General features: G+C 48.6%; 22 protein-coding genes and 1 other annotated feature. Of the genes, 7 read left to right on the forward strand and 15 right to left on the reverse strand.

What is annotated here, in order from left to right:
- Positions 1-18: 18 nt before the first annotated feature.
- Positions 19-1347, forward strand: a complete 1329-nt coding sequence (dsdA, locus tag GC128_RS08195) for a D-serine ammonia-lyase (RefSeq protein WP_151993886.1) — start codon at positions 19-21, stop codon at positions 1345-1347.
- Between the two features lie 93 nt (positions 1348-1440).
- Here the strand turns inward: dsdA and GC128_RS08200 are convergent, their stop codons facing one another.
- Positions 1441-2763 carry a 6-phospho-alpha-glucosidase gene (locus GC128_RS08200; RefSeq protein ID WP_151993887.1) on the reverse strand — a complete coding sequence of 441 codons (1323 nt, stop codon included), beginning with the start codon at positions 2761-2763 and terminating at the stop codon, positions 1441-1443.
- Positions 2760-4382, reverse strand: coding sequence for an alpha-glucoside-specific PTS transporter subunit IIBC (locus GC128_RS08205; protein ID WP_151993888.1), 1623 nt, complete (start codon positions 4380-4382; stop codon positions 2760-2762). The genes GC128_RS08200 and GC128_RS08205 overlap by 4 nt, the downstream gene beginning before the upstream one ends.
- Before the next feature lie 296 nt (positions 4383-4678).
- Here GC128_RS08205 and GC128_RS08210 point away from each other — a divergent pair, with 296 nt between their 5' ends.
- A complete protein-coding gene (locus tag GC128_RS08210; RefSeq protein WP_151993889.1) occupies positions 4679-5407 on the forward strand; it encodes a GntR family transcriptional regulator in 729 nt (242 codons plus the stop codon).
- 88 nt (positions 5408-5495) lie between these two features.
- Here GC128_RS08210 and GC128_RS08215 read toward each other — a convergent pair whose 3' ends face one another.
- The 5 genes from GC128_RS08215 to ibpA all read right to left on the reverse strand — a co-directional run bounded on the left by GC128_RS08215 (position 5496) and on the right by ibpA (position 10261).
- Positions 5496-6389 carry an HNH endonuclease gene (locus GC128_RS08215; RefSeq protein ID WP_151993890.1) on the reverse strand — a complete coding sequence of 298 codons (894 nt, stop codon included), beginning with the start codon at positions 6387-6389 and terminating at the stop codon, positions 5496-5498.
- 113 nt (positions 6390-6502) lie between these two features.
- The gene (locus tag GC128_RS08220) at positions 6503-7237 is read right to left on the reverse strand and encodes a pentapeptide repeat-containing protein (RefSeq protein WP_151993891.1); all 735 of its coding nucleotides are present in this window, start codon (positions 7235-7237) and stop codon (positions 6503-6505) included.
- Positions 7238-7524: 287 nt separating this feature from the next.
- A complete protein-coding gene (locus tag GC128_RS08225; protein WP_151993892.1) occupies positions 7525-9180 on the reverse strand; it encodes a putative transporter in 1656 nt (551 codons plus the stop codon).
- 124 nt (positions 9181-9304) lie between these two features.
- The gene (ibpB, locus tag GC128_RS08230) at positions 9305-9733 is read right to left on the reverse strand and encodes a small heat shock chaperone IbpB (protein WP_151993893.1); all 429 of its coding nucleotides are present in this window, start codon (positions 9731-9733) and stop codon (positions 9305-9307) included.
- 114 nt (positions 9734-9847) lie between these two features.
- Positions 9848-10261, reverse strand: coding sequence for a small heat shock chaperone IbpA (gene ibpA / locus GC128_RS08235; RefSeq protein WP_064514809.1), 414 nt, complete (start codon positions 10259-10261; stop codon positions 9848-9850).
- Positions 10255-10331: a sequence feature (ROSE (Repression Of Heat Shock gene Expression) occurs in the 5'-region of heat shock genes and acts as an RNA thermometer to modulate expression.), on the reverse strand. Its footprint overlaps the gene before it by 7 nt.
- A gap of 246 nt (positions 10332-10577) precedes the next feature.
- On the opposite strand from ibpA, the gene GC128_RS08240 reads away from it, so the two are divergent.
- Positions 10578-10898, forward strand: a complete 321-nt coding sequence (locus GC128_RS08240) for a YceK/YidQ family lipoprotein (protein WP_134185972.1) — start codon at positions 10578-10580, stop codon at positions 10896-10898.
- On the opposite strand, the gene GC128_RS08245 is transcribed toward GC128_RS08240, so the two are convergent.
- Together GC128_RS08245 and yidA are read right to left on the reverse strand one after the other, a co-directional pair.
- Positions 10899-12167, reverse strand: a complete 1269-nt coding sequence (locus GC128_RS08245; protein ID WP_151993894.1) for a DUF3748 domain-containing protein — start codon at positions 12165-12167, stop codon at positions 10899-10901.
- Between the two features lie 356 nt (positions 12168-12523).
- The gene (gene yidA, locus GC128_RS08250) at positions 12524-13336 is read right to left on the reverse strand and encodes a sugar-phosphatase (protein WP_151993895.1); all 813 of its coding nucleotides are present in this window, start codon (positions 13334-13336) and stop codon (positions 12524-12526) included.
- Positions 13337-13426: 90 nt separating this feature from the next.
- Here yidA and GC128_RS22970 point away from each other — a divergent pair, with 90 nt between their 5' ends.
- Positions 13427-13582 (forward strand): hypothetical protein, encoded by a 156-nt coding sequence (locus GC128_RS22970; protein WP_193216229.1) that lies wholly within the window; start codon positions 13427-13429, stop codon positions 13580-13582.
- A 6-nt stretch (positions 13583-13588) separates the two neighbouring features.
- Here the strand turns inward: GC128_RS22970 and GC128_RS08255 are convergent, their stop codons facing one another.
- The 6 genes from GC128_RS08255 to dnaA all read right to left on the reverse strand — a co-directional run bounded on the left by GC128_RS08255 (position 13589) and on the right by dnaA (position 21768).
- Positions 13589-13978, reverse strand: coding sequence for a YidB family protein (locus tag GC128_RS08255; protein ID WP_151993896.1), 390 nt, complete (start codon positions 13976-13978; stop codon positions 13589-13591).
- A 134-nt stretch (positions 13979-14112) separates the two neighbouring features.
- Positions 14113-14874, reverse strand: a complete 762-nt coding sequence (locus GC128_RS08260) for a fimbrial protein (protein WP_151993897.1) — start codon at positions 14872-14874, stop codon at positions 14113-14115.
- 806 nt (positions 14875-15680) lie between these two features.
- Positions 15681-18095: a DNA topoisomerase (ATP-hydrolyzing) subunit B gene (gene gyrB, locus GC128_RS08265; protein WP_151993898.1), complete on the reverse strand. Its 2415-nt coding sequence runs from the start codon at positions 18093-18095 to the stop codon at positions 15681-15683.
- A 28-nt stretch (positions 18096-18123) separates the two neighbouring features.
- Entirely contained in the window at positions 18124-19197 is a 1074-nt protein-coding gene (gene recF / locus GC128_RS08270; RefSeq protein ID WP_151993899.1) for a DNA replication/repair protein RecF, read from the reverse strand.
- A gap of 146 nt (positions 19198-19343) precedes the next feature.
- Complete coding sequence (gene dnaN / locus GC128_RS08275) at positions 19344-20444, reverse strand: DNA polymerase III subunit beta (protein WP_064514826.1); 1101 nt, start codon at positions 20442-20444, stop codon at positions 19344-19346.
- A 4-nt stretch (positions 20445-20448) separates the two neighbouring features.
- The gene (dnaA, locus tag GC128_RS08280; protein WP_407643464.1) at positions 20449-21768 is read right to left on the reverse strand and encodes a chromosomal replication initiator protein DnaA; all 1320 of its coding nucleotides are present in this window, start codon (positions 21766-21768) and stop codon (positions 20449-20451) included.
- 820 nt (positions 21769-22588) lie between these two features.
- Between dnaA and rpmH the strand changes: the two genes are divergently transcribed.
- Genes rpmH through yidD form a run of 3 tightly spaced genes read left to right on the forward strand, consistent with a single transcriptional unit; the run spans position 22589 to position 23327 of the window.
- Positions 22589-22729 (forward strand): 50S ribosomal protein L34, encoded by a 141-nt coding sequence (gene rpmH / locus GC128_RS08285; RefSeq protein WP_003849659.1) that lies wholly within the window; start codon positions 22589-22591, stop codon positions 22727-22729.
- A 17-nt stretch (positions 22730-22746) separates the two neighbouring features.
- A complete protein-coding gene (gene rnpA / locus GC128_RS08290) occupies positions 22747-23106 on the forward strand; it encodes a ribonuclease P protein component (RefSeq protein WP_034499799.1) in 360 nt (119 codons plus the stop codon).
- A complete protein-coding gene (yidD, locus tag GC128_RS08295; RefSeq protein ID WP_072009476.1) occupies positions 23070-23327 on the forward strand; it encodes a membrane protein insertion efficiency factor YidD in 258 nt (85 codons plus the stop codon). The genes rnpA and yidD overlap by 37 nt, the downstream gene beginning before the upstream one ends.
- The last annotated feature ends 2 nt before the right edge of the window (positions 23328-23329 follow it).

Below are 23329 nucleotides of genomic sequence, written 5' to 3' on the forward strand. Positions count from 1 at the left end.
GCGCAAAGAGATTGTCTTATGAAAAACGCTGAAATAAACACATTGATTCAACAGTTTCCGCTGGTTCGCGATCTGATTGATTTGCAAGAAACCCGTTGGTTTAACCCGGAAACCACAACGCTTGCCGAAGGCTTACCGTACGTGGGGCTGACCGCCGAAGATGTGCAGGATGCCCATGCACGCCTGACGCGTTTTGCGCCTTATCTGGCGCAGGCATTCCCGGAAACCGCTGCGACTAACGGCATTATCGAGTCCGAACTGGTCGCCATTCCAGCAATGCAAAAACGCCTGGAAAAAGAGTTTGATCAGAAAATCTGCGGCCAGTTGCTGCTGAAAAAGGACAGCCATCTGCCAATTTCAGGTTCCATCAAAGCGCGTGGCGGGATTTATGAAGTCCTGACTCATGCCGAAAAACTGGCAATCGAAGCCGGTTTACTGACCACCGAAGATGATTACACCAGACTGCTATCACCTGAATTTAAAGCTTTCTTTAGCCAGTACAGCATCGCGGTTGGCTCAACCGGCAACCTGGGGTTATCCATCGGCATCATGAGCGCGCGCATTGGCTTTAATGTCACCGTGCATATGTCTGCCGATGCCCGAGCGTGGAAAAAAGCCAAACTGCGCAGCCATGGCGTCACGGTTGTGGAATACGAGCAGGATTACGGTGTCGCCGTAGAGCAGGGCCGTAAAGCGGCTGAATCCGACCCTAACTGTTTCTTTATCGACGACGAAAATTCACGCACGCTTTTCCTCGGCTACTCAGTTGCCGGCCAGCGCTTAAAAGACCAGTTTACCCAGCAAGGTCGAGTTGTGGATAAAGAACACCCGCTGTTTGTTTACCTGCCGTGCGGCGTGGGCGGTGGGCCTGGTGGTGTGGCATTTGGTCTGAAAATGGCGTTCGGTGATAACGTTCACTGCTTCTTTGCAGAACCGACGCATTCGCCTTGTATGCTGCTGGGGGTTTATACCGGCCTGCATGATGAGATATCCGTGCAAGATTTGGGTATTGATAATGTTACTGCCGCTGATGGCCTGGCGGTGGGGCGTGCGTCCGGGTTTGTTGGACGCGCAATGCAACGGTTACTCGATGGTTTCTATACTCTTGAAGACCAGACCATGTACCGGTTGCTCGGCTGGCTTGCGGAAGAAGAAAATATTCGTCTTGAACCTTCTGCGCTGGCGGGAATGCCAGGTCCACAGCACGTAAGTGCAGATACGGCTTACCAGCAGATGCATGGCTTCACAGCGCAGCAACTGCAAAATGCTACTCATATCGTTTGGGCGACAGGTGGCGGCATGGTGCCAGAAGCGGAGATGGCGCAGTATCTGGCGAAAGCGAAGTAATCCGTTTACAGCAAAGTTGTCGGATGTCGCTAACGCTAATCCGACCTACGAAAAAATCTGGAGTAAGGTGCAGCCCCTTACTCCAGTTCGCCGCTATTTCAGCTCAGGCCAGTACTCTTTGTTCGCTACAATCAAATCATCAAGAATCGCTTTGGCAACCGATGCACTTGGCACGGTTTTCGACAGCGTGATAGCCTGCCATAACTTCACGTAAGAGCGCTCTTCCCAGGCTTCAACCACCAGTTTTTCTACCGCCACCTGTTGGCTCATCAACCCTTTCTGGAACTGTGGAATATTGCCGACAACCAGCGGCTCCGGCCCATTTTTCCCAACCAGACATGGAATTTCAACCATTGCTTCCGGGTCAAAGTTATTAATCGCACCGTTGTTTGGCACAATCAAAAGCATGCGTTCTTGTGTATTAAAGGCAATTGCCGCCGCAAGATCGACGATGTACGACGCATGTTCGTCAATCTCCAGCTCCCCTGCTGATGATTTCCCTGCCTGAATGATGGCATTACACGAACCAAACACGTGTTTTTCACGGTGTTCCATCACTTCGTTGGCGCGGGTGTGTTCCGGGTTGGAGTGCTCAACCACATAATCCGGGAACAGGTAATATTTCAGGTAAGTATTAGGGAAGGTGCTCGGGTCCAGGGCCCACACATCTTTTGCTTTAGAGAATGTATCGTTCCAGCTGGCTTCGGTTCCATGCTCATCTGATGGCGGGACATAACCAAATTTAGCCACATGTTCGCGGATCTTCGGCATCAAATCGTTGCCATTTTTATCCTCGATTGATGTCCACCAGCCAAAGTGGTTAAGGCCGTAATAACGTACGCGCATCTCTTTGCGATCTTTCAGGCCAGCAATTTGCGCCATGCGGCTTTCAATGCCGATTGGCATATCGCAAATGTTGAGAATCTTCGCGTTCGGGCGCAGTTTACGCGTGGCTTCAGCCACAATCGCTGCCGGGTTGGAGTAGTTAAGCATCCAGGCGTTTGGCGAGTATTTCTCCATGAAATCAACCAGCTCTAATACACCACCGATGGAGCGCATGCCGTAGGCAATCCCGCCTGGTCCACAGGTTTCCTGGCCCAAAACGCCATGACGCAGTGGGATTTTCTCATCTTGTTCACGCATCGGGTATTTGCCCACGCGGATGTGTGCCATCACGAAGTCCACATCAGTAAAGGCTTCTTTCGGGTCGGTGGTATAGCTGAACTCGATTTCAGGAGCCTGCTCTTTGAGGATAACTTTGCAAGCTTCTGCAATCGTTTCCTGGCGCGCACCGTCATTGTCATAAAACTTCAGGGCGCGCAGCGGGAAGCGATGCTGGTTTGCCAGTAACATCAATACGATACCAGGAGTGAATGTGCTGCCGCCACCGGCTACTACTACAGAGAATTTTTTCATGATACTGCCTCCGTCATGGATTTAAGTTCGGTCGAAGAAGTGTCTTTCATCAGAGTTTCAAGTTGGTCTCGGACTTGCGGGACATGCAGGCCCACAATCACCTGAATACCGTTGCCGCGTCGCACCACACCGTGGGCGCCCAGCGCTTTGAAAATGTCGTCACTGTGCGTCAGGGCCATATCTGCGAGGGTGATACGCAAGCGAGTCGCACAGTTATTGACGCTAAGAATGTTGTCGGTACCGCCGAGCGCTTCGAGAAAGCCTGCGGCCTGACCTTGTTTGGTCTCTTTGGTCGCAGCAGCGGTGGTTTGCTTGCGTGATGCCTGGTAATCCGCCTTGCTGTACAGCTTGACCTCACTGTCTTCACGCCCTGGTGTTTTCAGGTTGAAGCGCAAGATGAGGGTACGGAACACCACGAAGTAGATGCCGGTGAAGACGAGGCCAATACCAATCTGGATAAACATCATTGATGCATGGTTGTGGAACATCGGTATCCAGTTTTGCGGCAGGAACTGGTCAAGAAGCCCGCCACCCATGTTGCCCACCACGCCACACATGTACATCACGGTCGCCATGGTTGCGGCAAGGAAGGCGTGGACGGCAAACAAGACTGGCGAGATAAACAGGAAGGTAAATTCAAGTGGCTCGGTAATACCCACCAGCATCGCGGTGAGTGTTGCGGGTATCAGCAGGCCAGCAACTTTTACGCGGTTTTCAGGTGCTGAGGTGGCGTACAGAGCAAGCGCAATCCCCAGGCAGCCAAAGATCTTAGAGTTGCCGTGCAGTGCAAATCCGCCTTCCGGGAACAGGGTTTTCAGCGGCAGCGTGCTCTGGCTGAACTCCTGCAAATGCTGCGCCCAGTAAACCTGAATACCGCCTTCAACTACCGCTGGGCCAAAGATAAACGGACCGTAGATGAAGTGATGCAAGCCGGTTGGAATCAGAATGCGTTCCAGGAAGGTATAAACCCAGACGCCAAGCGAACCGGCGCTACGCAAGAATTCCTGTAGGGATTCAATGCCCATTTGCACTTTTGGCCAGCCATAAAGAGTGAGCCAGGCGCAAGGAATCATGGCAAAGAAGGCGACAATCACGACAAATGAACTGCCCTGGAAGATGCCAAGAAAGACGGGGAGTTGTTTTTCGAAATAGCGGTTGTGGATAGCCGTGACAAAACCGGAGATAACTATCGCGCCAATGATGCTGGTATCAAGCGTTTTGATCCCGGCAATCATGGTTAGCCCGGTACCCGCCACCGGATCGGCGCTGAAATCAACACCGAAGTAATGGCCCCAGGTCATCCCCATGGCATTAATGAAGTAGTTCCAGGTCATAAAGCTAACCAGTACCGCTAAGCAAGCACGGCCCTGCGCTTGCTTAGCGAGGCCAATCGGTAAGCCGACGGCAAAAATCAGCGGCATATTGCGGAATACCGTCCAGCCACCTTCTTCAATAATGTGAACAATTTGCGCGAATAAATTATCGGGTGCGGTTAGCGCTTCGCCGACGAACATCGGATTGCGCAACATAATGGCGATGCCTACGACAATCCCGGCGAACGGAAACAACAAAACCGGGGTAAACATTGCGCCACCAAAACGTTGTATTTGACTGAGCATTTTTAAATCCTCACTTAACAACCTGTAGGGTAAATGGCCTTATTTTTTAACGCTGGCCTGCGACTGAGAGTAGGGAGACACAGGTGACTTATCGTTGCCCGTCGCACCGATTCGTGATCGCTTTCATAGTTTTTATTTGGGGTAAGTTGTCTACTTTTTGATAGTTAAATAGACACGATGATTTTTAATTTCTTGTTCATCATGAAAATATGAAATAAAAATCATTTAAATCATGAATTTGATTAATGAAATGACGGTTCTATAAACCCAATTCGAAGCGGCTAAGAGGTCTACAGGTGATCTACAAATCTATCGCCGATCGGTTACGCATCCGGCTAAATTCTGCTGATTACAACATAGGCAGCCCGCTACCTTCTGAAGTTCGCCTGGCAGGCGAGTTTGGTGTTTCACGTATGACGATTCGTAAAGCCATCGATTTGTTGGTGGGCTGGGGGTTGGTCGTACGCCGCCATGGCAGTGGCACTTATGTAGCGAAGAAAGATGTTCACCATGAAACCACGAATCTCACCGGGTTTATTGAGGTGATGCGTAACCAGGGCAAAGAGGTGGTGAGTAATGTGCTGGAGTTCAATGTGATGCCCGCCCCACCAGCAATCGCCAGCCAATTACGCATTAATATTGATGAACGGATCTATTTCTCGCGCCGGGTTCGCTCGGTAGATGGCAAGCCGTTAATGGTAGAAGACAGCTATATGCCGGTGAAATTATTCCGTAATTTGTCCGTCGCACATCTGGAAGGTTCTAAATTCAGTTATATAGAAGATGAGTGCCACATCATCGTCTGTGGTAACTACGAAAGCCTCACACCCGTGCTGGCCGACAAGAAAATGGCAAATCTGCTCAATATCGATGAGCTAACACCCATTCTGCGCATCACGTCACTGTCATACAGCGACAGCGGTGACTATGTGAATTATTCGGTGATGTTCCGAAATGCCAGCGAATACCAGGTGGATTACCATTTGCGGCGGGTGCATATGAATAGAATAAGAGATGAGGCATAAACATAGCTTGCTGATAACTAATTTAATAAAAATAAGATAATTGCTGCCCTAATGGGCAGCAATTTCGTTAAAAGCTCTGAATTCATTTTTACTTCTTAAATACATTTTCTCTATGCCATTCAAGAAATGTGTAAGCCTTTGGATGAAATTCGCGAACCCGTTGGATTTTGATGTTTAAATCTTGCCATATTTTACTGTCAAAGCATGGGCTTAGCATTACTAATCCATCGTTGGTAAACGACAAGTAACCATTATCGAAAAGCACGTCTATATGAGCAGCGAGCATAATCCCGTTATAAGGATTCAACCGTTCTGAACCAGTCTCACAAGCGCGCCAGGGTTTAATATGACTTGCTATAAGTAGAGGAAGGAAAGAAACACCAGTCACAGGGCATGCTGGATAAATTTTCAAACATTCCACCCGGAACATCCCCTGACCCCGACGCGCTTCAATGTACGTCAGTTTCTCTGTTTCACTCAGAGATACATCAGTAAGGATTTCTTCAACATCCTCAACTTCCGGAGCATATATACTCGTCATAACAGTTGTATAAATGTCTCTGTTTGGCGCGTGTCTTTTAGCAGTTAACGTTGACGCAATAATATCCGTGGGAATTCCTGCTGGAACATTAATATATTTTATTTTTGAACCATATGAACGGTTACCTGTGAACTCCTCCCAATTCAAAGTTGTTTTCCCATGAATATGAGCATTTGTAAAATATACTACTTTCTTATTTACTTTTACGCCTTCAACTTCATGAATCTTGACTATATCTGCAACTATAATATCGAATTGAGATTTATTAACATCATCTTCCTTGCGAATAATAATAACCTCCGGAACTTTACCTTTACCAATAACCCATTTTCCGGAGTGCCCATCTTTTCCTTCCATATGAAAATTGGCGCCACTTGTTTCAACAATTACTGCAAGTCTGGATGGAGATGCTTTATTAAAGCTGATATTATTCTTTTCCACAATACACTTCCTTATATAGGGTAGATCGATATGCAACAGAATTCTACGCGTTGTGTATTATTATCGACCGCGCGTGATTTTTCTTTAGCAATTAATAAATAAAAGGGATTCAGCTATTTGATGAAATGTACTTTTTCAGCACCATAACAGTTTATAAAATTAACGGCACCCTTAGGTAGGTTAAGAAAACGAGCACCTGTAACATCACAATCCTCCAATACCAATGGGCGTTCAACAATGTTGCAATGTGAAAAAGTGGTATTTTTTAGATTGCAATTCATAAAGACTACGCGTTGTAAATTACACTTATTTATAACCGTGCTTTCGAATGAGGTGTTTTCAAAAAAGCAACTTCGTAGAACAGATGAATAGATGATCGCATTAACAATACCAGAGAAAGTAACCAGACCACGTAAGACGCAATCAACAAGCAATCCTTTAATAGAAAATTCCGACAAGCGCTCTCCAGTATTATCAATCGACCGAGATTCAACTCCATCCAATTGCAATGAAATACCTGAACTTAGCCTTATAAAAGAATCTTGTAATACTCCATTTTTAATATGTAATTTTCCTTTTGAATTTAACACTGAGTTTTCGATGAAGTTTTCAAATAGTAAGAGGTCACCATCTATTTTAAACAATGAGTTTATTACCTTACCATTAAGTACCTCTATCCTCGAATGGCTACCATGGTCTCTATATATATCAATCAGACAGTTATTCAAATTGCACTTATTAATAAGTGAAATACCAATTAGATTATATGCAATTATTTTTTCATTTTTTAGAATGGCATTATTGAAGGCGAAAGAAGTCGCCTCCCTGATAACTTGGGGGGTCAACATGATAGCTCCTGGACGCAAAAAAAACCGCTAACAAAAGTAAGCGGTGACGATAACGATGATGAGAACACTTGTCGGTTATAGCAAAAAAATCGATGGCACTACAATCGCTATTTCGTCCTATTATTTGCAAAATTGAAAATAAAAAAATCATGTAATTCAATTAATTACATAAAAATCACACCATCAATGATTATGTTTATCACCCTGTAACAGCAAATGCGTAATCGGCGATAGCCATCTTCCAGCAAAAAACGTCATGGAGAAATGGCTGTCGCAATGAGTTAAATTCACATCCAAAACAATACCGCCAATAGCTGCGGCGTAATAATGCGCAGGAACATTACCAGTGGATAAACAGTGGCATAAGAGAGTGCCGCCGCTCCACTGGTTGCGTGCAAGCCGTTGGCAAAAGCCAGCGCAGGGGGATCGGTCATTGAGCCTGCCAACATTCCGCACAGTGTCAGATAATTCATTTTGGCGAGCAATCTTGCCAACAATCCAGTAACCAGCAATGGAATACCCGTAATCAGAATCCCGTAGCCAATCCAACTCACTCCGTCTCCGTGCAGCAAAGTACTGACAAAATCACCGCCCGATTTCAATCCAACCACCGCCAGGAATAGCACAATTCCTAACTCGCGCAGCGCAAGATTCGCACTTGGCGGCATAAACCAATAGAGCTTGCCGATGCTGCCAATTCGCCCAAGAATGATCGCCATTATAAGCGGCCCACCTGCCAGCCCAAGACGTAGAGCCACAGGGAAACCAGGGATGAAAAGCGGGATGGAACCGAGCAACACCCCAAGACCAATGCCGATAAATACCGGAAGCATTTGTACCTGCTGGAGTTTCTGTTGCGCGTTACCGACTTCAGCGGCTACTGCTTCTATAGATTCCGGGCGACCCACCAGGTTCAGGATGTCACCAAATTGCAGGCTGGCATTGCTGCTTGCGACCAGTTCAATACCTGCACGATTCAGGCGCGAAATCACCACGTCATACTTTTGTTTTAAATGCAGATCGCGAATTTTCTTGCCGAGCACTTTCTCGTTAGTCACCACCACACGTTCAACGCGCAGGTCTGTGCCACGAGTCGAAAGCGAGGTATCCACCTGCTGGCCGATCACCAGCAATGCAGAGTGCAGATCTTTTTCCTGGCCGACGAGGTGGAGTAAATCTCCGGTTTGAATAACCGTGCCAGGCGCTGGCACCATCAGCAATTCCCCACGTTTCAAACGCGAACAAATAATAGTGTCGCTATTAAGGACCGGCACTTCCTGAATAGGTAATCCGTTAAGGTTAGGGTTGGCAACACAGATATTCATGGTCTGGAGTTGCGCGTGGTTTTGCCCACTACTGTTATCAAAGCGTTGTGCTTCTTGATCGACATTAATTCTAAATGCCATGCGAATTAACCACATGGTCAGAAGAATCCCGCAAATACCGAACGGATAAGCCATCGCGTAGCTCATCCCCATTTTATCGACCAACTCTGAAGGCGTGCCGAGGTCGGTCAAAATTTGCTGACCTGCACCTAACGCTGGAGTGTTAGTTACCGCTCCCGAGAAAACACCGAGCACCACAGGAAGCGGAACATCGAAGATTTTATGGACAAGTGCCGTGACCAGCGCACCAATCACTACAATCAGAAGAGCAAATAGATTAAGGCGTAAACCGGAAACGCGTAGCGAGGAGAAGAAGCCTGGCCCAACCTGAATACCAATGGTGTAGACGAAGAGGATCAAGCCGAATTCCTGAATGAAATGAAGCATATCTCCATTCAGGCTTACTCCAGCCTCACTAACGAAATGGCCAACAATAATCCCGCCAAACAGCACGCCACCGATACCAAATCCGACACCGCGGATTTTGATATTGCCAATCCATAGGCCGACGACTGCGACCAGAGCCAACATACTGACAGTTAACGCTATTCCACTCATCGAAGATTTCCCTGTGAATAACATCATCGTTACAAGGGATTCTGGCAGAGAGGAGAGGGAGTTAATGGGGTGCAGAGCACAAAAAAAGGCCCCATAAAATGGGGCCTAAAAGGGGATACTTAGTTTAGCTGTTGAGTGCCGGACGTTCGCTGATAGCAATGCGTTTTGGCGCAACGGCTTCAGGGATTTCACGCACCAGATCTATATGCAGCAGACCGTTGGTAAAGGTCGCGCCAGATACTTTCATATATTCAGCAAGGGTAAAGCTCAGGTTAAATGGCTGAGTCACTAACCCTTGATGCAGCCAGGTTGGCTCTTTCTCAGGTTTAACCGGCGTCCCTTTCACATGCAGACGTGTACCTTCCAGTTCAATTTCGAGATCTTCCTGGCGGAACCCTGCCAGCGCAAGCGTAATGCGGTAATGATTGTCATCGCCTTTTTCAATGTTGTAAGGCGGGAATGACTGGCCTTCAGCGCTTGTTTGTAAAGCATTAGCCAGTTTGTCAAAACCGATCCATTGACGCAGCAGAGGTGATAAATCGTGATTACGCATAAGTTTTCTCCTTCTTTGAAGCGAGTTAAGTCTTACCAGTATGCGAACTGGTATTGGCTCCCTATCGGCAAGCCAGCCTTTATTGTCTGGGCCACACAATGCGACCCGCTGAAATTAATTGATTTCGATACGGCGCGGTTTCATCGCTTCCGGAATCACGCGTTCCAGGTCGATATACAGCAGGCCGTTAACCAGGTTAGCACCACGGATGTGGATGTTTTCCGCTAACTGGAATTTGCGTTCGAAGTTGCGCTCAGCAATTCCCTGATAGAGATAAGTGCGTTCTGGTTGCGGATCTGCATGCGCGCCCTTAATAACGAGCAGGTTATCCTGGGCTGTAATGTCCAGCTCGCTTTCGGCGAAACCGGCAACAGCAATCGCAATGCGATAGTTATTTTCGTCAACTAATTCAACATTGTATGGAGGATAGCCGCCGTTGCTCTGGCTTTGGTTGTTTTCCAGCAGGTTAAACAGACGGTCAAAACCAATAGCTGAACGATAAAGCGGGGATAGGTCGAAATTACGCATATATAAAAACTCCTGAAATCAGCGAGAATCAAACATTGCCTTCCATCATGGACAGGCTTCTAAAACCAAGTACCCTTACGGCGTACTTTTTCTGACTACATCTCTAAAATCTGTCCGTATTCACGCTTTTCAAGGCCACAAAAGGAAATTTTTTGCGGCTTCTGCTGTCAGTACATAGACTGTCCTGGTAGTAAACAGGATTTATCTGCGATAGCCGCCACAGAGTGGCAAGAGCTATATATTAATTATCTGCATGGGTGATATAAACCAGAGCAGCCTGGCCGGAAATGGCCCCCAGAAACGATAAGCAACACTAATGATGAAAAGCTATCTTCCAACATTAATTCTCGGCAGCGGATTGCTAACAGTCAGCGGATGTTCAAGTGTGATGACTCACACTGGTGGGCAAGAGGGATACTATCCAGGCACACGTGCTAGTTACGAAATGCTGGCCGATGGCGAGACAAGCTGGGGATACAAACCTTTTGTCGCGCTGGATATGCCGTTTACGGCAGTAATGGATACCGTGTTGTTGCCGTGGGATATGTTCCGCACCGACAAGTCAATCAAATCTAAAGTAGAAGCAAGCGAGAAGCAGAATCTGGCAACCAATTCTGTGATCCCGCCTGTTCAGTAATTAAAACCCTGTTTGCGTCATAAACAACTGACGGAATCCGTCCACATCCTGCATCCAGGCGATGTATTTGCTATCAGGTGAAAACACCACCGCATCCGCTGAAGGCGCACAACTATCTGTTGCTGTAAGCGGCGTGATTTCACCATCGTTTAAATCGCACAATACAATCTGCCCATTCCTCACAAAGCCCAACGATTGCCCTGAGGGATGCCAGTTAAACGCCGACTGGATATCATCTTGCCCATCCGTAAGTTGGTGTGGCTGCCCACCGTTTGGCGAAATCAGATACATTTGCACAATACCTGCATCATCGCGCATCAAGAACGCCAATAAACTGCCGTCCGGACTGCTTCGCACCCAATGCCTTGGCTGGGTGGCTAATCCTGGGTAACGCTGCTGATGAGTGAAAGTCAGACGTTTTTGCTCAATGCCCGCAGGTGGTGCAGGCAGCGAGGTTGGCGTTCCTTCAATTGGCTCGCAACCCGCCTGGAAATAAGCTTCTTTGTTTTCAGGCAAATCGACGATAAACAGCTCGGGTACTTTCTCGCCCTGGGCTGAAAGAGTATCGCCAATAAACGCCAGCGCCCAACGTTGTTGGCAGCCATCAGGTTTAAAATAGCCATGGTTGCCCACCCAACCTTCTTCATAGGCACGATTTATTTCATCGCTTCCAGGCTGTGGTAATGGCGTAGTGCGGCTCACCAGCACGCAATAATGGCTACCATCATATTCCCGAGGATGCTGTTTAACAGGTGTCACCGGGCCGAATGGCAGAGCAATACCGACGTTACGCAGATCTTTTGCCGCATCATATTCATGCATCACATGGTCGTTATAGGTGAAGCTCACGCGTGCACCATCTGGGCTCCAGACGTGGACATGGCTGCCGCCACGCAAAGCGCCGGGGGTAAACGGTGGGGTAATATCCATTGCATCGAGATTGGTTGCGATACCGTTTTCGGCCACCACGCCACGGCGGTGATGGAAATCGTAATGCCAGCTTTCGTCGGGGTTTTCCGGGCCGTGAATGAAGATATAGCGCTCGGGTTGCTGCGGGTTCACGGTCACCACGCCGACATGCGCGCCATGCGATGCCTGATAGATCAGTTCCACTTCGCCAGTCATCACGTTAACCCTTTCAATCGTTTCACTGGTAAACGAGGCGCCAGAAGGGCGAACATCAAACACCAACCACTGGCTATCTGGTGTCCAGGTGTTGATGTTAGTGAGTTGGTGGTTACGTGGTGCAAAGGTGAGTTGTTTGGTCATGATTTACCCCGAGATATTGGACGCCTCAGGGTAAATCATTGATGGTTTTTATCCCACCCAAACCGCCAACAAAGTTAAACACTCCACAGCGCCGAGATACTGGGAAATATCTTCAATGAACAGCATTCACGACCAAATGCTGTCTATCAGAAACGAACGGGGAAAATCAGTAGGAAACTGTTCGCAAAGGTGATAAAAGCCAAAATCCTGACCTCGGCATGGTCGAGAAAATTAGTCATGAAAAGCCGATTTGCCGATGTGCCAGTGATACCGGACCTGTAATGCAGCGGTTCAGCCATTGAGTCTGGTTGACTCCCGCAGAGGCAACCAGACTGACAGAAACCACCACAACGTCATTAATTCAAAACAAACTTCTCAATCGCGTACGCAACGCCATCTTCAAGGTTTGATTTAGTAACAAAGTTGCTGACTTCTTTCACTTTATCGATAGCGTTATCCATCGCAACACCGAGGCCAGCGTATTCCAGCATCGCGATGTCATTTTCCTGGTCGCCCAACGTCATCACTTCTTCTTGTTTGATGCCGAGAGATTCAGCCAGCGCTTTTACGCCAGTACCTTTGTTGACTCGCTTATCGAGAATCTCAAGGAAATATGGCGAGCTTTTCAGCAACGTATAACGCTCATACACGTCGGCTGGAATTTTGGCGATCGCTTTATCCAAAATAGCCGGCTCATCGATCATCATCACTTTCAGATACGCACCGTTTTTATCCATGTTTTCTGGCTCGCTGAACACCAGCGGGATATTGGCAATGAAGGATTCATGAACGGTGTAGTAGCTGATATCACGGTTCGCGGTGTATAGGGTGTGCCTGTCCAGCGCATGGAAGTGGGAACCGACTTCACGGGAAAGCTGTTCCAGATAGCGGTAGTCGTCGTAACTCAGCGCGGTTTGTGCCACGGTGCTGCCGTCGCTGGCCTTCTGCACTAACGCACCGTTATAGGTGATGCAGTAGTCATTCGGCTTATCCATATGCAGCTCGCGGAGATAGCTCTCAACACCTGCAAAAGGGCGTCCGGTACACAAAACAACATTTACACCGCGTTCGCGCGCGCTGGCGATAGCGGCTTTAACGGCTGGAGAAATGGTGTGGTCAGGCAGCAACAATGTGCCGTCCATATCAATAGCAATGAGTTTTATAGGCATAGGATTTTCTGAGGTAATGAGTTTATCTCATGCTAACGCGATTAAGCTCGCAAAAATAGCGCTACGTTACGGGTGAAAAAGGTCCGTTTTTTGGATGAAAAAACGCCACCCGAAGAAAGTGGCGTTGATACCCAAAATAATTCGAGTTGCAGAAAAGGCGGCAAGCACGACAATCCCAATGAGCTTACCCAAGCAAGTGATTTAGGTGAGCGTGTGCAGCCAACGCATCTGCGGCTTGAAGTATGACGGGTCTTAGCTGAAGAATTTATCCTTTAGCATATGGAAGCCTTTGGTCAGCAAATCTTCGTCGTGAGCGACTTCACCTGCAGGCGATAAAGTATCGACGATTTTCGGGAACTGCTCAGCCAGCAGTTGCGATGCGCTTCCCACATCAATCCCGAGTTTTTCAGCCAGACCGCTGATTGCTGGTGTGCCCAGCACATCTTGGATTTGCTCTGGGCTAACGCTTTGATTATGCGCGCCGCTCAGCCAGGAGGTGACAACATCAGAGAAACCCTTTTCGCGAAACTGCTCAAGAATTGCCTGAATGCCGCCTTGTTCATTAATCCATGTAAGGATGACTTTGAATTTACCTGCATCGCCACCCCCCATCATGCCAGTAACTTGATCGAATAAACCCATGACCGTGTCCTCTTGCAATCACGAAGTGTGCAATAGAAGTGTAGTCACTTCCGACCAATAACCGCCTTTTAAACCTAAAAAATCATTGCTGGGTCAAAACGGTTTGTCTATCGGCTGTTATCTTTTCAGGCTCACTAATTATAATCAGCGATAACTTCAACAACCGCATTTGCCGGCCCTGGCTGTACTTCACCTTCAGTACGTATATAACGGGCGGCCATATTCACCGTCATATTGTTCGTTGAACCAATCGGAAAATTTGCCGTGGCCCGCTGAATAGGGGTATTGAATATAACGGGTTGAGCCGGGGTGAGTGCCGCTGATTGCGCAGCCACAGTTCCCCAGGCAAGCTGAACGCCGTATCCTTCAGCGCCACCGCTGTTAAGCTTCATGATCCCTCGAACGCTATCAAATATTTCCGTACGCGGTACAACAGTAAGATTGACATTCTGGTTAAAGACCGTAACCCCAGTTCGCGACGTTACAGTATTGTTGCCGGTATTTACGTTTCCCGTTCGGCCATAGCCCATCGCCGGCGGGCATTTCAACGTGAAACTGGCATCCTTCCATGGTGAAGGTGCCCCTCTGCTTGCTCCCTGTGGGGTTCCCTCTAAAGTGACATTATAAGTGCCCATTGGAACGTTGATATTATTAAAACTACAGGTACCGGTTGAAAGAGTAATATTCCCTGAAATAACTGCCGAGTTTGTGGTAAAGGTATTGCTGATCAAATTAGGGCCATTATTAGGGGTGCTACCCCAGCTATCCGAACCACTAACCGGCTGATAAGCCTGTACCACATTAAAGCCATCAAAATTTATAACATTACCGGGGTTTGCTGCGCCCGGTAATTTCCACAACGCAACTCTAATATAGAACTGGCCACCTGGACCCATCCCCCCCGTATAGCTTCTCCAGGGATTTTGATAGTCACCAAGTGGCCCCTTTGCCTGATCTAAATTATAAAATTACAGACCAAACCCGGTGCCAGGTATCGGGAATATCCAGTTACCACTTGCGCTATCTCTGACAGGTTCTGATCCCGCAGGCGGGACGACATATTGAAGATAATTAGCTACCACATTGGGTGAGCATGACGTGATTCGACTGGACCATCCCCATACAAATCCACTCCAGGTATAAAGAAGTTTGTACTGAGAGGGGTTGCCGGGCGCGGTGAGAGAATCCTGCGAGGTATTGTAGGGCAGCAACTGATTTGCTATGGGTGAAGACCCGCTGTTTACACAATTGATTACTGCTGCTGAGGCTGAAAAATTACAGCAAAGATAAACGAATAACAGTAAACAATTTAGTTTATGCATAACTCAGCCTTTTATATCATTGTCAGTATGTAAACAGGTAGCTGTAGTGGTTAATAACGTTTATTTGTTTATGGATAGAACAACAACATTAATAATTTAATTTAATTTAACATGGAGGGTCTAAAATAAATTTATATTGAAGTAAGACTAGTATATTTACTCACATATGCACTACAATAAAATAACCACATATGAATAAAAACCATTTTATCACAGGATAAAATTCACAGGCGTAAAAACTATTTATTTTAAGATAATGCTGTAAACAAAATTCTCTAAATAAATAGAGAGTGCTGGCAAGTCATTTATTTAAATATATAAAAGAAGCAGTGAAGGGGAAAAAACCTCTTCCCCGAAAGTGGGAGAAGAGGCTAATACGATTAAATATCGATATTCGCCGCTTTCAGGGCATTTTCTTCGATAAATGCACGACGTGGTTCAACCGCATCGCCCATCAGGGTGGTGAACAGCTGATCCGCGGCAATCGCGTCTTTTACCGTCACGCGCAGCATGCGGCGGCTTTGCGGATCCATGGTGGTTTCCCACAGCTGATCCGGGTTCATTTCGCCCAAACCTTTGTAACGCTGAATAGACAGACCGCGACGGGACTCTTTGCCCAGCCAATCCAGCGCCTGCTCGAAGCTGTCAATCGGCTGACGGCGTTCGCCACGTTCGATAAACGCGTCTTCTTCGATAAGGCCACGCAGTTTCTCGCCCAGCGTGCAAATACGACGGTATTCGCCACCAACGATAAACTCTTGCTCCAGCGGATAGTCGGTATCCACACCGTGGGTACGCACACGAATCACCGGTTCGAAAAGATTCAGTTCACGGTTATGACGAACCAGGGAATTCCAGGTGCTGCCGTGCTGTTCTTTCTCGTTAAGCTGAGTGACCAGAGCAGAAACCCAGGCAGTCACTTTGCTTTCGTCAGTCAGATCGGCATCTTCAAGCGTTGGGTGATAAACCAGGTTGTTCAGCAAGTTGCGCGGATAACGGCGCTCCATGCGGCCAATCATTTTCTGGCAGGCCTTAAATTCAGACACCAGTTTTTCCAGCGCTTCGCCAGCGATGGCTGGTGCGTTGGCATTGGTGTGCAGCGTAGCGCCATCCAGTGCGATGGCGATCTGGTATTGATCCATCGCTTCATCATCTTTGATGTACTGCTCTTGCTTGCCTTTCTTCACTTTGTATAGCGGTGGCTGTGCGATATACACATGGCCGCGCTCAACGATTTCAGGCATCTGACGGTAGAAGAAGGTCAGCAGCAGGGTACGGATGTGTGAACCATCGACGTCGGCATCCGTCATGATGATGATGCTGTGGTAACGCAGTTTGTCCGGGTTGTATTCGTCACGGCCAATGCCGCAGCCCAACGCCGTAATCAGCGTGGCAACTTCTTGAGAAGCGAGCATTTTGTCAAAGCGCGCTTTCTCAACGTTCAGAATTTTACCTTTCAGCGGCAGGATCGCCTGGTTCTTACGGTTACGCCCCTGTTTTGCAGAGCCGCCCGCTGAGTCCCCTTCCACAAGGTACAGTTCGGAGTGAGCCGGGTCGCGTTCCTGGCAATCCGCCAGTTTGCCTGGCAAGCCAGCCAAATCCAGCGCGCCTTTACGACGAGTCATTTCACGCGCACGACGTGCTGCTTCACGAGCACGAGCGGCATCAATGATTTTGCCGACGACGATTTTCGCGTCAGACGGGTTTTCCAGCAGGTATTCAGACAACAGTTCGTTCATCTGCTGCTCAACCGCTGTTTTCACTTCAGAAGAGACCAGTTTGTCTTTGGTCTGAGAAGAGAATTTAGGGTCCGGAACTTTTACGGAGACAACAGCAATCAGGCCTTCACGGGCATCGTCACCGGTGGCGCTAACTTTCGCTTTTTTGCTGTAGCCTTCTTTTTCCATATACGCATTCAGCGTACGTGTCATCGCCGAGCGGAAACCTGCCAGGTGAGTACCACCATCGCGCTGCGGGATGTTGTTGGTAAAGCAGTAGATGTTTTCCTGGAAACCATCGTTCCACTGCAACGCCACTTCCACGCCAATGCCGTCTTTTTCAGTGCTGAAATAGAACACGGTTGGGTGAATTGGGGTTTTGTTTTTGTTGAGGTATTCAACAAACGCGCGGATACCACCTTCGTAGTGGAAGTGGTCCTGGCGGCCATCACGCTTATCAATCAGGCGGATAGAAACACCAGAGTTCAGGAACGACAACTCACGCAGGCGTTTGGCCAGAATGTCGTATTCAAACTCAATCACGTTGGTGAAGGTTTCGTGGCTTGGCCAGAAACGGACTTGCGTACCGGTTGCATCGGTATCACCCGTTGCCGCCAGTGGCGCTTGTGGCACACCGTGAATATACGTTTGCTGGTGCACTTTGCCTTCGCGGCGAATCAGCAGTTCCAGCTTCTGGGACAGGGCATTAACAACCGAAACACCCACACCGTGCAGACCACCAGAAACTTTGTAGGAGTTGTCATCGAACTTACCACCGGCGTGAAGCACGGTCATGATAACTTCGGCAGCAGACACACCTTCTTCCGGGTGAATACCAGTAGGAATACCACGACCATCATCGGTTACTGAGACAGAGTTATCAGCATGAATGGTGACAACGATGTCTTTACAATGACCGGCAAGTGCTTCGTCGATAGCGTTATCTACGACCTCAAATACCATGTGGTGCAGACCGGTGCCGTCATCCGTATCACCGATATACATTCCCGGGCGCTTACGTACCGCATCCAGCCCTTTAAGGACTTTGATACTGGAGGAGTCATAAGAATTCGACATCAACGTTTCTCGCTCATTTATTCTTGGGTTAATCCGTTATTTTACCCTGATCCACGGCGAACATCTTCGAATTTTTGTCCGCCATATCCATCACATGTTCTGCGCTAATCGCGCTAACAAAAACCTGTGATTCCGTCGCCTTTAACCGGCTGGCTAATAGACCACGGCGTGCATCATCTAGTTCAGAGGCAAAATCATCTATCAGATACAGGCAACGTCGCCCGTTCTGTCGGGTGAGAAACTCACCCTGCGCCAGTCGTAAGGCGCACATCAGTAATTTAAGCTGCCCGCGCGACAGAGTATCTTCTACCGGCGCACCGTCAGCACGAATCCGAAAATCAGCTTTGTGGGGGCCGTGGGCGGTGTAGGTCAGCATACGATCGCGTTCGAAGTTGCGTTCCAGTAGCTCGCCGTAGTCACTCTCTTTTTCCCAGCCGCGCTGGAAAGAGAAGTTCAGCGAGAACTCCGGTAGAAATTGCGCGCAGGTATCAGCCATGTCATCAGCAATGGCTGCGCTGTACTCGGCACGCCAGCGGCTAATTTGCTCCGCAAGTGGGATAAGCTCTTGATCCCATGGCCGTAGTTGCGCATAGCGCGTTACCTGTCGTAACGCAGCGTTGCGTTGCTTAAGCAGGCGCTTGAGATTGCTCCAGGCAACAAAAAAACCTGGTTCGTTATGGAAGCATCCCCAATCGAGGAAAGCTCTACGGTATTTAGGGCCACCGTTAAGCAATGTAAACCCTTCAGGGGTGATGAGTTGCATTGGTATCAAGAGAGCAAGTTCAGCCACTTTGTGGCCGTCGCTGCCATCGATACGCACTTTGCTGTCGCCGGCACGGTCTTTAGTCAAGCCAACAGAGGTTTCCCGCTCGCCGTTCTGTATACGCCCATGCAGTACAAAGGATTCTGTTTCATGGCGGATCACGCGCTCAATTTTCAGACTGCGAAAAGCGCGACCATGCCCGAGGGTATAAATCGCCTCAAGCACGCTGGTTTTGCCACTTCCGTTGGCCCCCACCAGGAAATTAAACCCTGGAGATAGAGCCAGATCCGCATCTTCGATATTTCGAAAGTCTTTAATCAATAAACGAGTCAACGACATGTGCTTTTATTCTCGTACCAGGGCGTAATCGGCGCAGACAGTTTAAACGCGGACAGCGCGCAAACCCTGGAGCGTACACGTAGTACGTGACAGGGGCGAGCACTGCCCAAGTTTAAAATGGCAAGTAAGATAGCCCGATAAAAGCATCATAGACGCATTGGCATAACGACATAGGCCGCGGCCTGTGAGGCTGCATCTTCAATCTGCACACTGGAAACAGAATCGGTCAGCAAAATGCGCACGTTCTCGCATTTGAGTGCATTCAGAACATCAAGCACGTAACTGACGTTAAAGCCGATTTCCATATCTGTGCCGTCATACGTGACGTCGAGAATTTCTTCAGCTTCTTCCTGTTCCGGGTTGTTAGCGGTGATTTTCAACTGATTGGCGATCACTTGCAGACGAACACCACGGAATTTCTCGTTCGAGAGAATAGCTGCACGTGAAAACGCCTGTTTCAGCAAATCACAGCTGGCATCGAGATGTTTATCCGGGTTCTTCGGCAATACACGACGATAATCCGGGAAACGGCCATCAACCAGCTTAGACGTGAAGATAAAGTCGCCGACGTGAGCGCGGATGTTGTTGCTGCCAATTTGTATGCGCAGCGGTGAATCACCGCCGTCCAGCATACGCATCAGTTCAATCACGCCTTTACGCGGCACGATCACCGAATGGTTTGGCAGAGACTGACCGACCGGCATAGAACACACAGCCAGGCGGTGACCATCGGTCGCCACGGTGCGTAATTCTTCGCCTTCGGTTTCAAACAACATCCCGTTCAAATAGTAACGAACGTCCTGATGCGCCATAGAAAATTGCGTGGCTTCAATCAGGCGTTTCATGGTCGCTTGCGGGAGCGTGAATTCTACTTCGCTCTGCCAGTCGTCCAGGTTCGGGAAATCCGCAGCAGGTAGCGTGGAGAGCGAGAAACGGCTACGCCCGGAGCGCACCAACATGCGGTCGCCCTCAAGCGTAACAGCTATTTCTGCACCTTCCGGCAAACCACGGCAGATATCAAAAAATTTACGTGCTGGAACCGTTGTGGCACCCGGCTCATGCGGTTGCACCAACGCGACACGCGCCACCATCTCCATTTCCAGGTCAGTACCTGTTAATGAAAGAGTTCCTTCCGCGACTTGCAACAGCAGGTTGCCGAGAATCGGTAACGTCGGACGGCCACCTAACGGGCCACTCACCTGTTGCAGCGGTTTTAATAAAGTTTCACGTTCAACGGTAAATTTCATAGCGTCACGAAGATAATGTTCTGATTAGGTTAGAGAAATCTTCTTTGATGTCGTGGCTTTCTTCACGCAACTGCTCAATCTTACGGCAGGCGTGCAGAACCGTAGTATGGTCGCGGCCACCAAAGGCATCGCCGATTTCTGGCAAGCTATGGTTAGTCAGTTCCTTCGCCAGAGCCATTGCCATTTGACGTGGACGGGCAACAGAGCGGGAACGACGCTTGGACAACAGGTCAGCAATCTTTATTTTATAGTACTCTGCCACCGTCTTCTGAATATTGTCGATGGTGACAAGCTTCTCTTGCAGCGCCAGCAGATCGCGCAGCGCTTCACGCACGAAGTCGATAGTAATCGCCCGGCCAGTAAAGTTGGCGTTGGCGATAACACGGTTCAATGCCCCTTCAAGCTCACGCACGTTTGAACGTAAACGCTTAGCAATAAAGAAGGCCACTTCACCAGGCAGACGGATATCGTTCTCGTCTGCTTTTTTCATCAGGATCGCAACACGCGTTTCCAGTTCCGGTGGCTCAATCGCAACCGTGAGCCCCCAACCGAAGCGAGATTTCAAACGATCTTCAACACCGTTGATCTCTTTTGGATAACGATCCGAAGTCAGAATGATCTGTTGGTTGCCTTCAAGCAGGGCGTTGAAGGTGTGGAAGAATTCTTCTTGTGAACGTTCTTTATTAGCAAAGAATTGAATGTCATCAATCAGCAGTGCATCAACAGAACGGTAGTAACGTTTGAACTCTTCAATAGCGTTATTTTGCAGTGCTTTTACCATGTCCTGAACGAAACGTTCAGAGTGCATGTACACCACTTTTGCATTCGGTTTGCGCGCAATAATACCGTTGCCAACAGCATGCAAAAGGTGCGTTTTACCCAGACCGGTGCCGCCATAAAGGAATAAAGGGTTGTAAGCGCCACCAGGGTTGTCTGCCACCTGTCGTGCTGCCGCGCGTGCCAGTTGGTTCGACTTACCTTCAACGAAGTTATCGAAAGTATGTTTTACATTAACGTTAGAGCGATAGGAGTGTTCAGCCGGAGCCGGAGAGTTATCCCAGCTTGGGCGAAGATGAGTAGTAGGGCGTGCGATGTGTACATGCGCTGGAGCAGTAGTAACAGTCTGCTGATTCAGCGTTTGGCTGACCGGTTTGCTGCCTACTTCAAAACGCAATACGGGTGCATCAGTGCCACAAAAATCATTGAGCAAGCCATTGATGTTATTGAGGTACTTGTCTCTCACCCAGTCGAGAACAAAACGGTTTGGCGCATACAGGGCCAGCGTGTTATCGCTCAGTTCCGCCTGTAGGGGGCGTATCCACATACTGAATTCTGTGGCTGGTAACTCATCCTGCAATCGGGCAAGACACTGCTGCCAAAGCGAAAGTGACACGGCGGACTCCACTCGAACAAAGTCGATAAAATGACGAAGACTGAAAGTTTATATTCATGATTGTTGACACACGCCGACTCTTCCTCAACGGAACCCCGATTCGGGAAGCGTGCGAACCGCTATCTGCGGTTTATACCCATCGCCCTTCAAGATGTAGGGTTGTTGGCTGCTCTCGTTCACCCAAATCACTTACTGAAGTAAGCTCATCGGGATTCATTCGATTGCCGCCTACCTACATCCTGAAGTCACTCGGGTATACCCCAGGGTGAACGCTAAAGGATCACGATCGGGACCGCGGATCATAGCCTAAAGTACGCCAGAGATCTTCTGTTTCTCACAGTTTCTTCCCGATTTATCCACAGGGTTGTTTTGTGGAGTCTAAGTGTAAACGATCCTGTCAGACGCGCAGCGCTTTACCTTCCTATATTGGAAAATTTAATGACTAGTGCACAAAATCGACTTATCTGATCTAAGGAAGATCCCAGTCGATCCTTGCGCTTTAATGGGGACGCCGTATAATTCCCCACCCGTCGCGTGTCACCACGGCTTTATTTTGGTCAGATCCTGGTCTTTTTAGGGGTCAAAAAGCGAATTAAGGCACGGGAATAAGGAAAGAGAATTGACTCCGGAGTGTACAATTATTACAATCCGGCCTCTTTAATCAGCCACACTGAGGCGTAAGTCGTTTGCAGTTTATGCAAGGCTCTTCGCTAACCCAGTGAAATTTATCCAAGTTTAGGTAGAAATCGCCATGAAACGCACTTTTCAACCGTCCGTACTGAAGCGTAACCGTTCACACGGTTTCCGTGCTCGTATGGCAACTAAAAATGGTCGTCAGGTTTTGGCACGTCGTCGTGCTAAAGGCCGTTCCCGTCTGACCGTTTCTAAGTAATAAAAGCTAACCCCTGAGTGGTTAAGCTCGCATTTCCCAGGGAGTTACGCTTGTTAACTCCCACTCATTTCACTTTCGTCTTCCAGCAGCCTCAACGGGCTGGCACGCCGCAAATCACCATCCTCGGCCGCCTAAATTCGCTGGGGCATCCCCGCATCGGTCTTACAGTCGCTAAGAAAAACGTTAAACGCGCACACGAACGCAATCGGATTAAACGTCTGACGCGTGAGAGTTTCCGTTTGCGTCAGCACGAACTCCCGCCAATGGATTTTGTGGTAGTGGCTAAGAAAGGGGTTGCAGACCTGGATAACCGGGCTTTATCGGAAGCATTGGAAAAGTTATGGCGCCGTCATTGTCGCCTTTCTCCCGGCTCTTGATAGGCCTGATTAGGGTCTATCAGCGCCTGATAAGTCCGCTTCTCGGGCCGCATTGCCGTTTTACTCCAACCTGTTCTCACTACGGAATTGAGGCATTGCGCAGGTTTGGGGTGTTAAAAGGCAGTTGGTTGACAGTGAAACGCGTATTAAAATGCCACCCTTTGAACCCCGGTGGAGACGATCCCGTCCCACCTGGACCTTTTGATACCAGAGAACACTAACG

The sequence above is a fragment of the Buttiauxella massiliensis genome (genome assembly GCF_902500225.1).
Classification (GTDB): domain Bacteria; phylum Pseudomonadota; class Gammaproteobacteria; order Enterobacterales; family Enterobacteriaceae; genus Buttiauxella; species Buttiauxella massiliensis.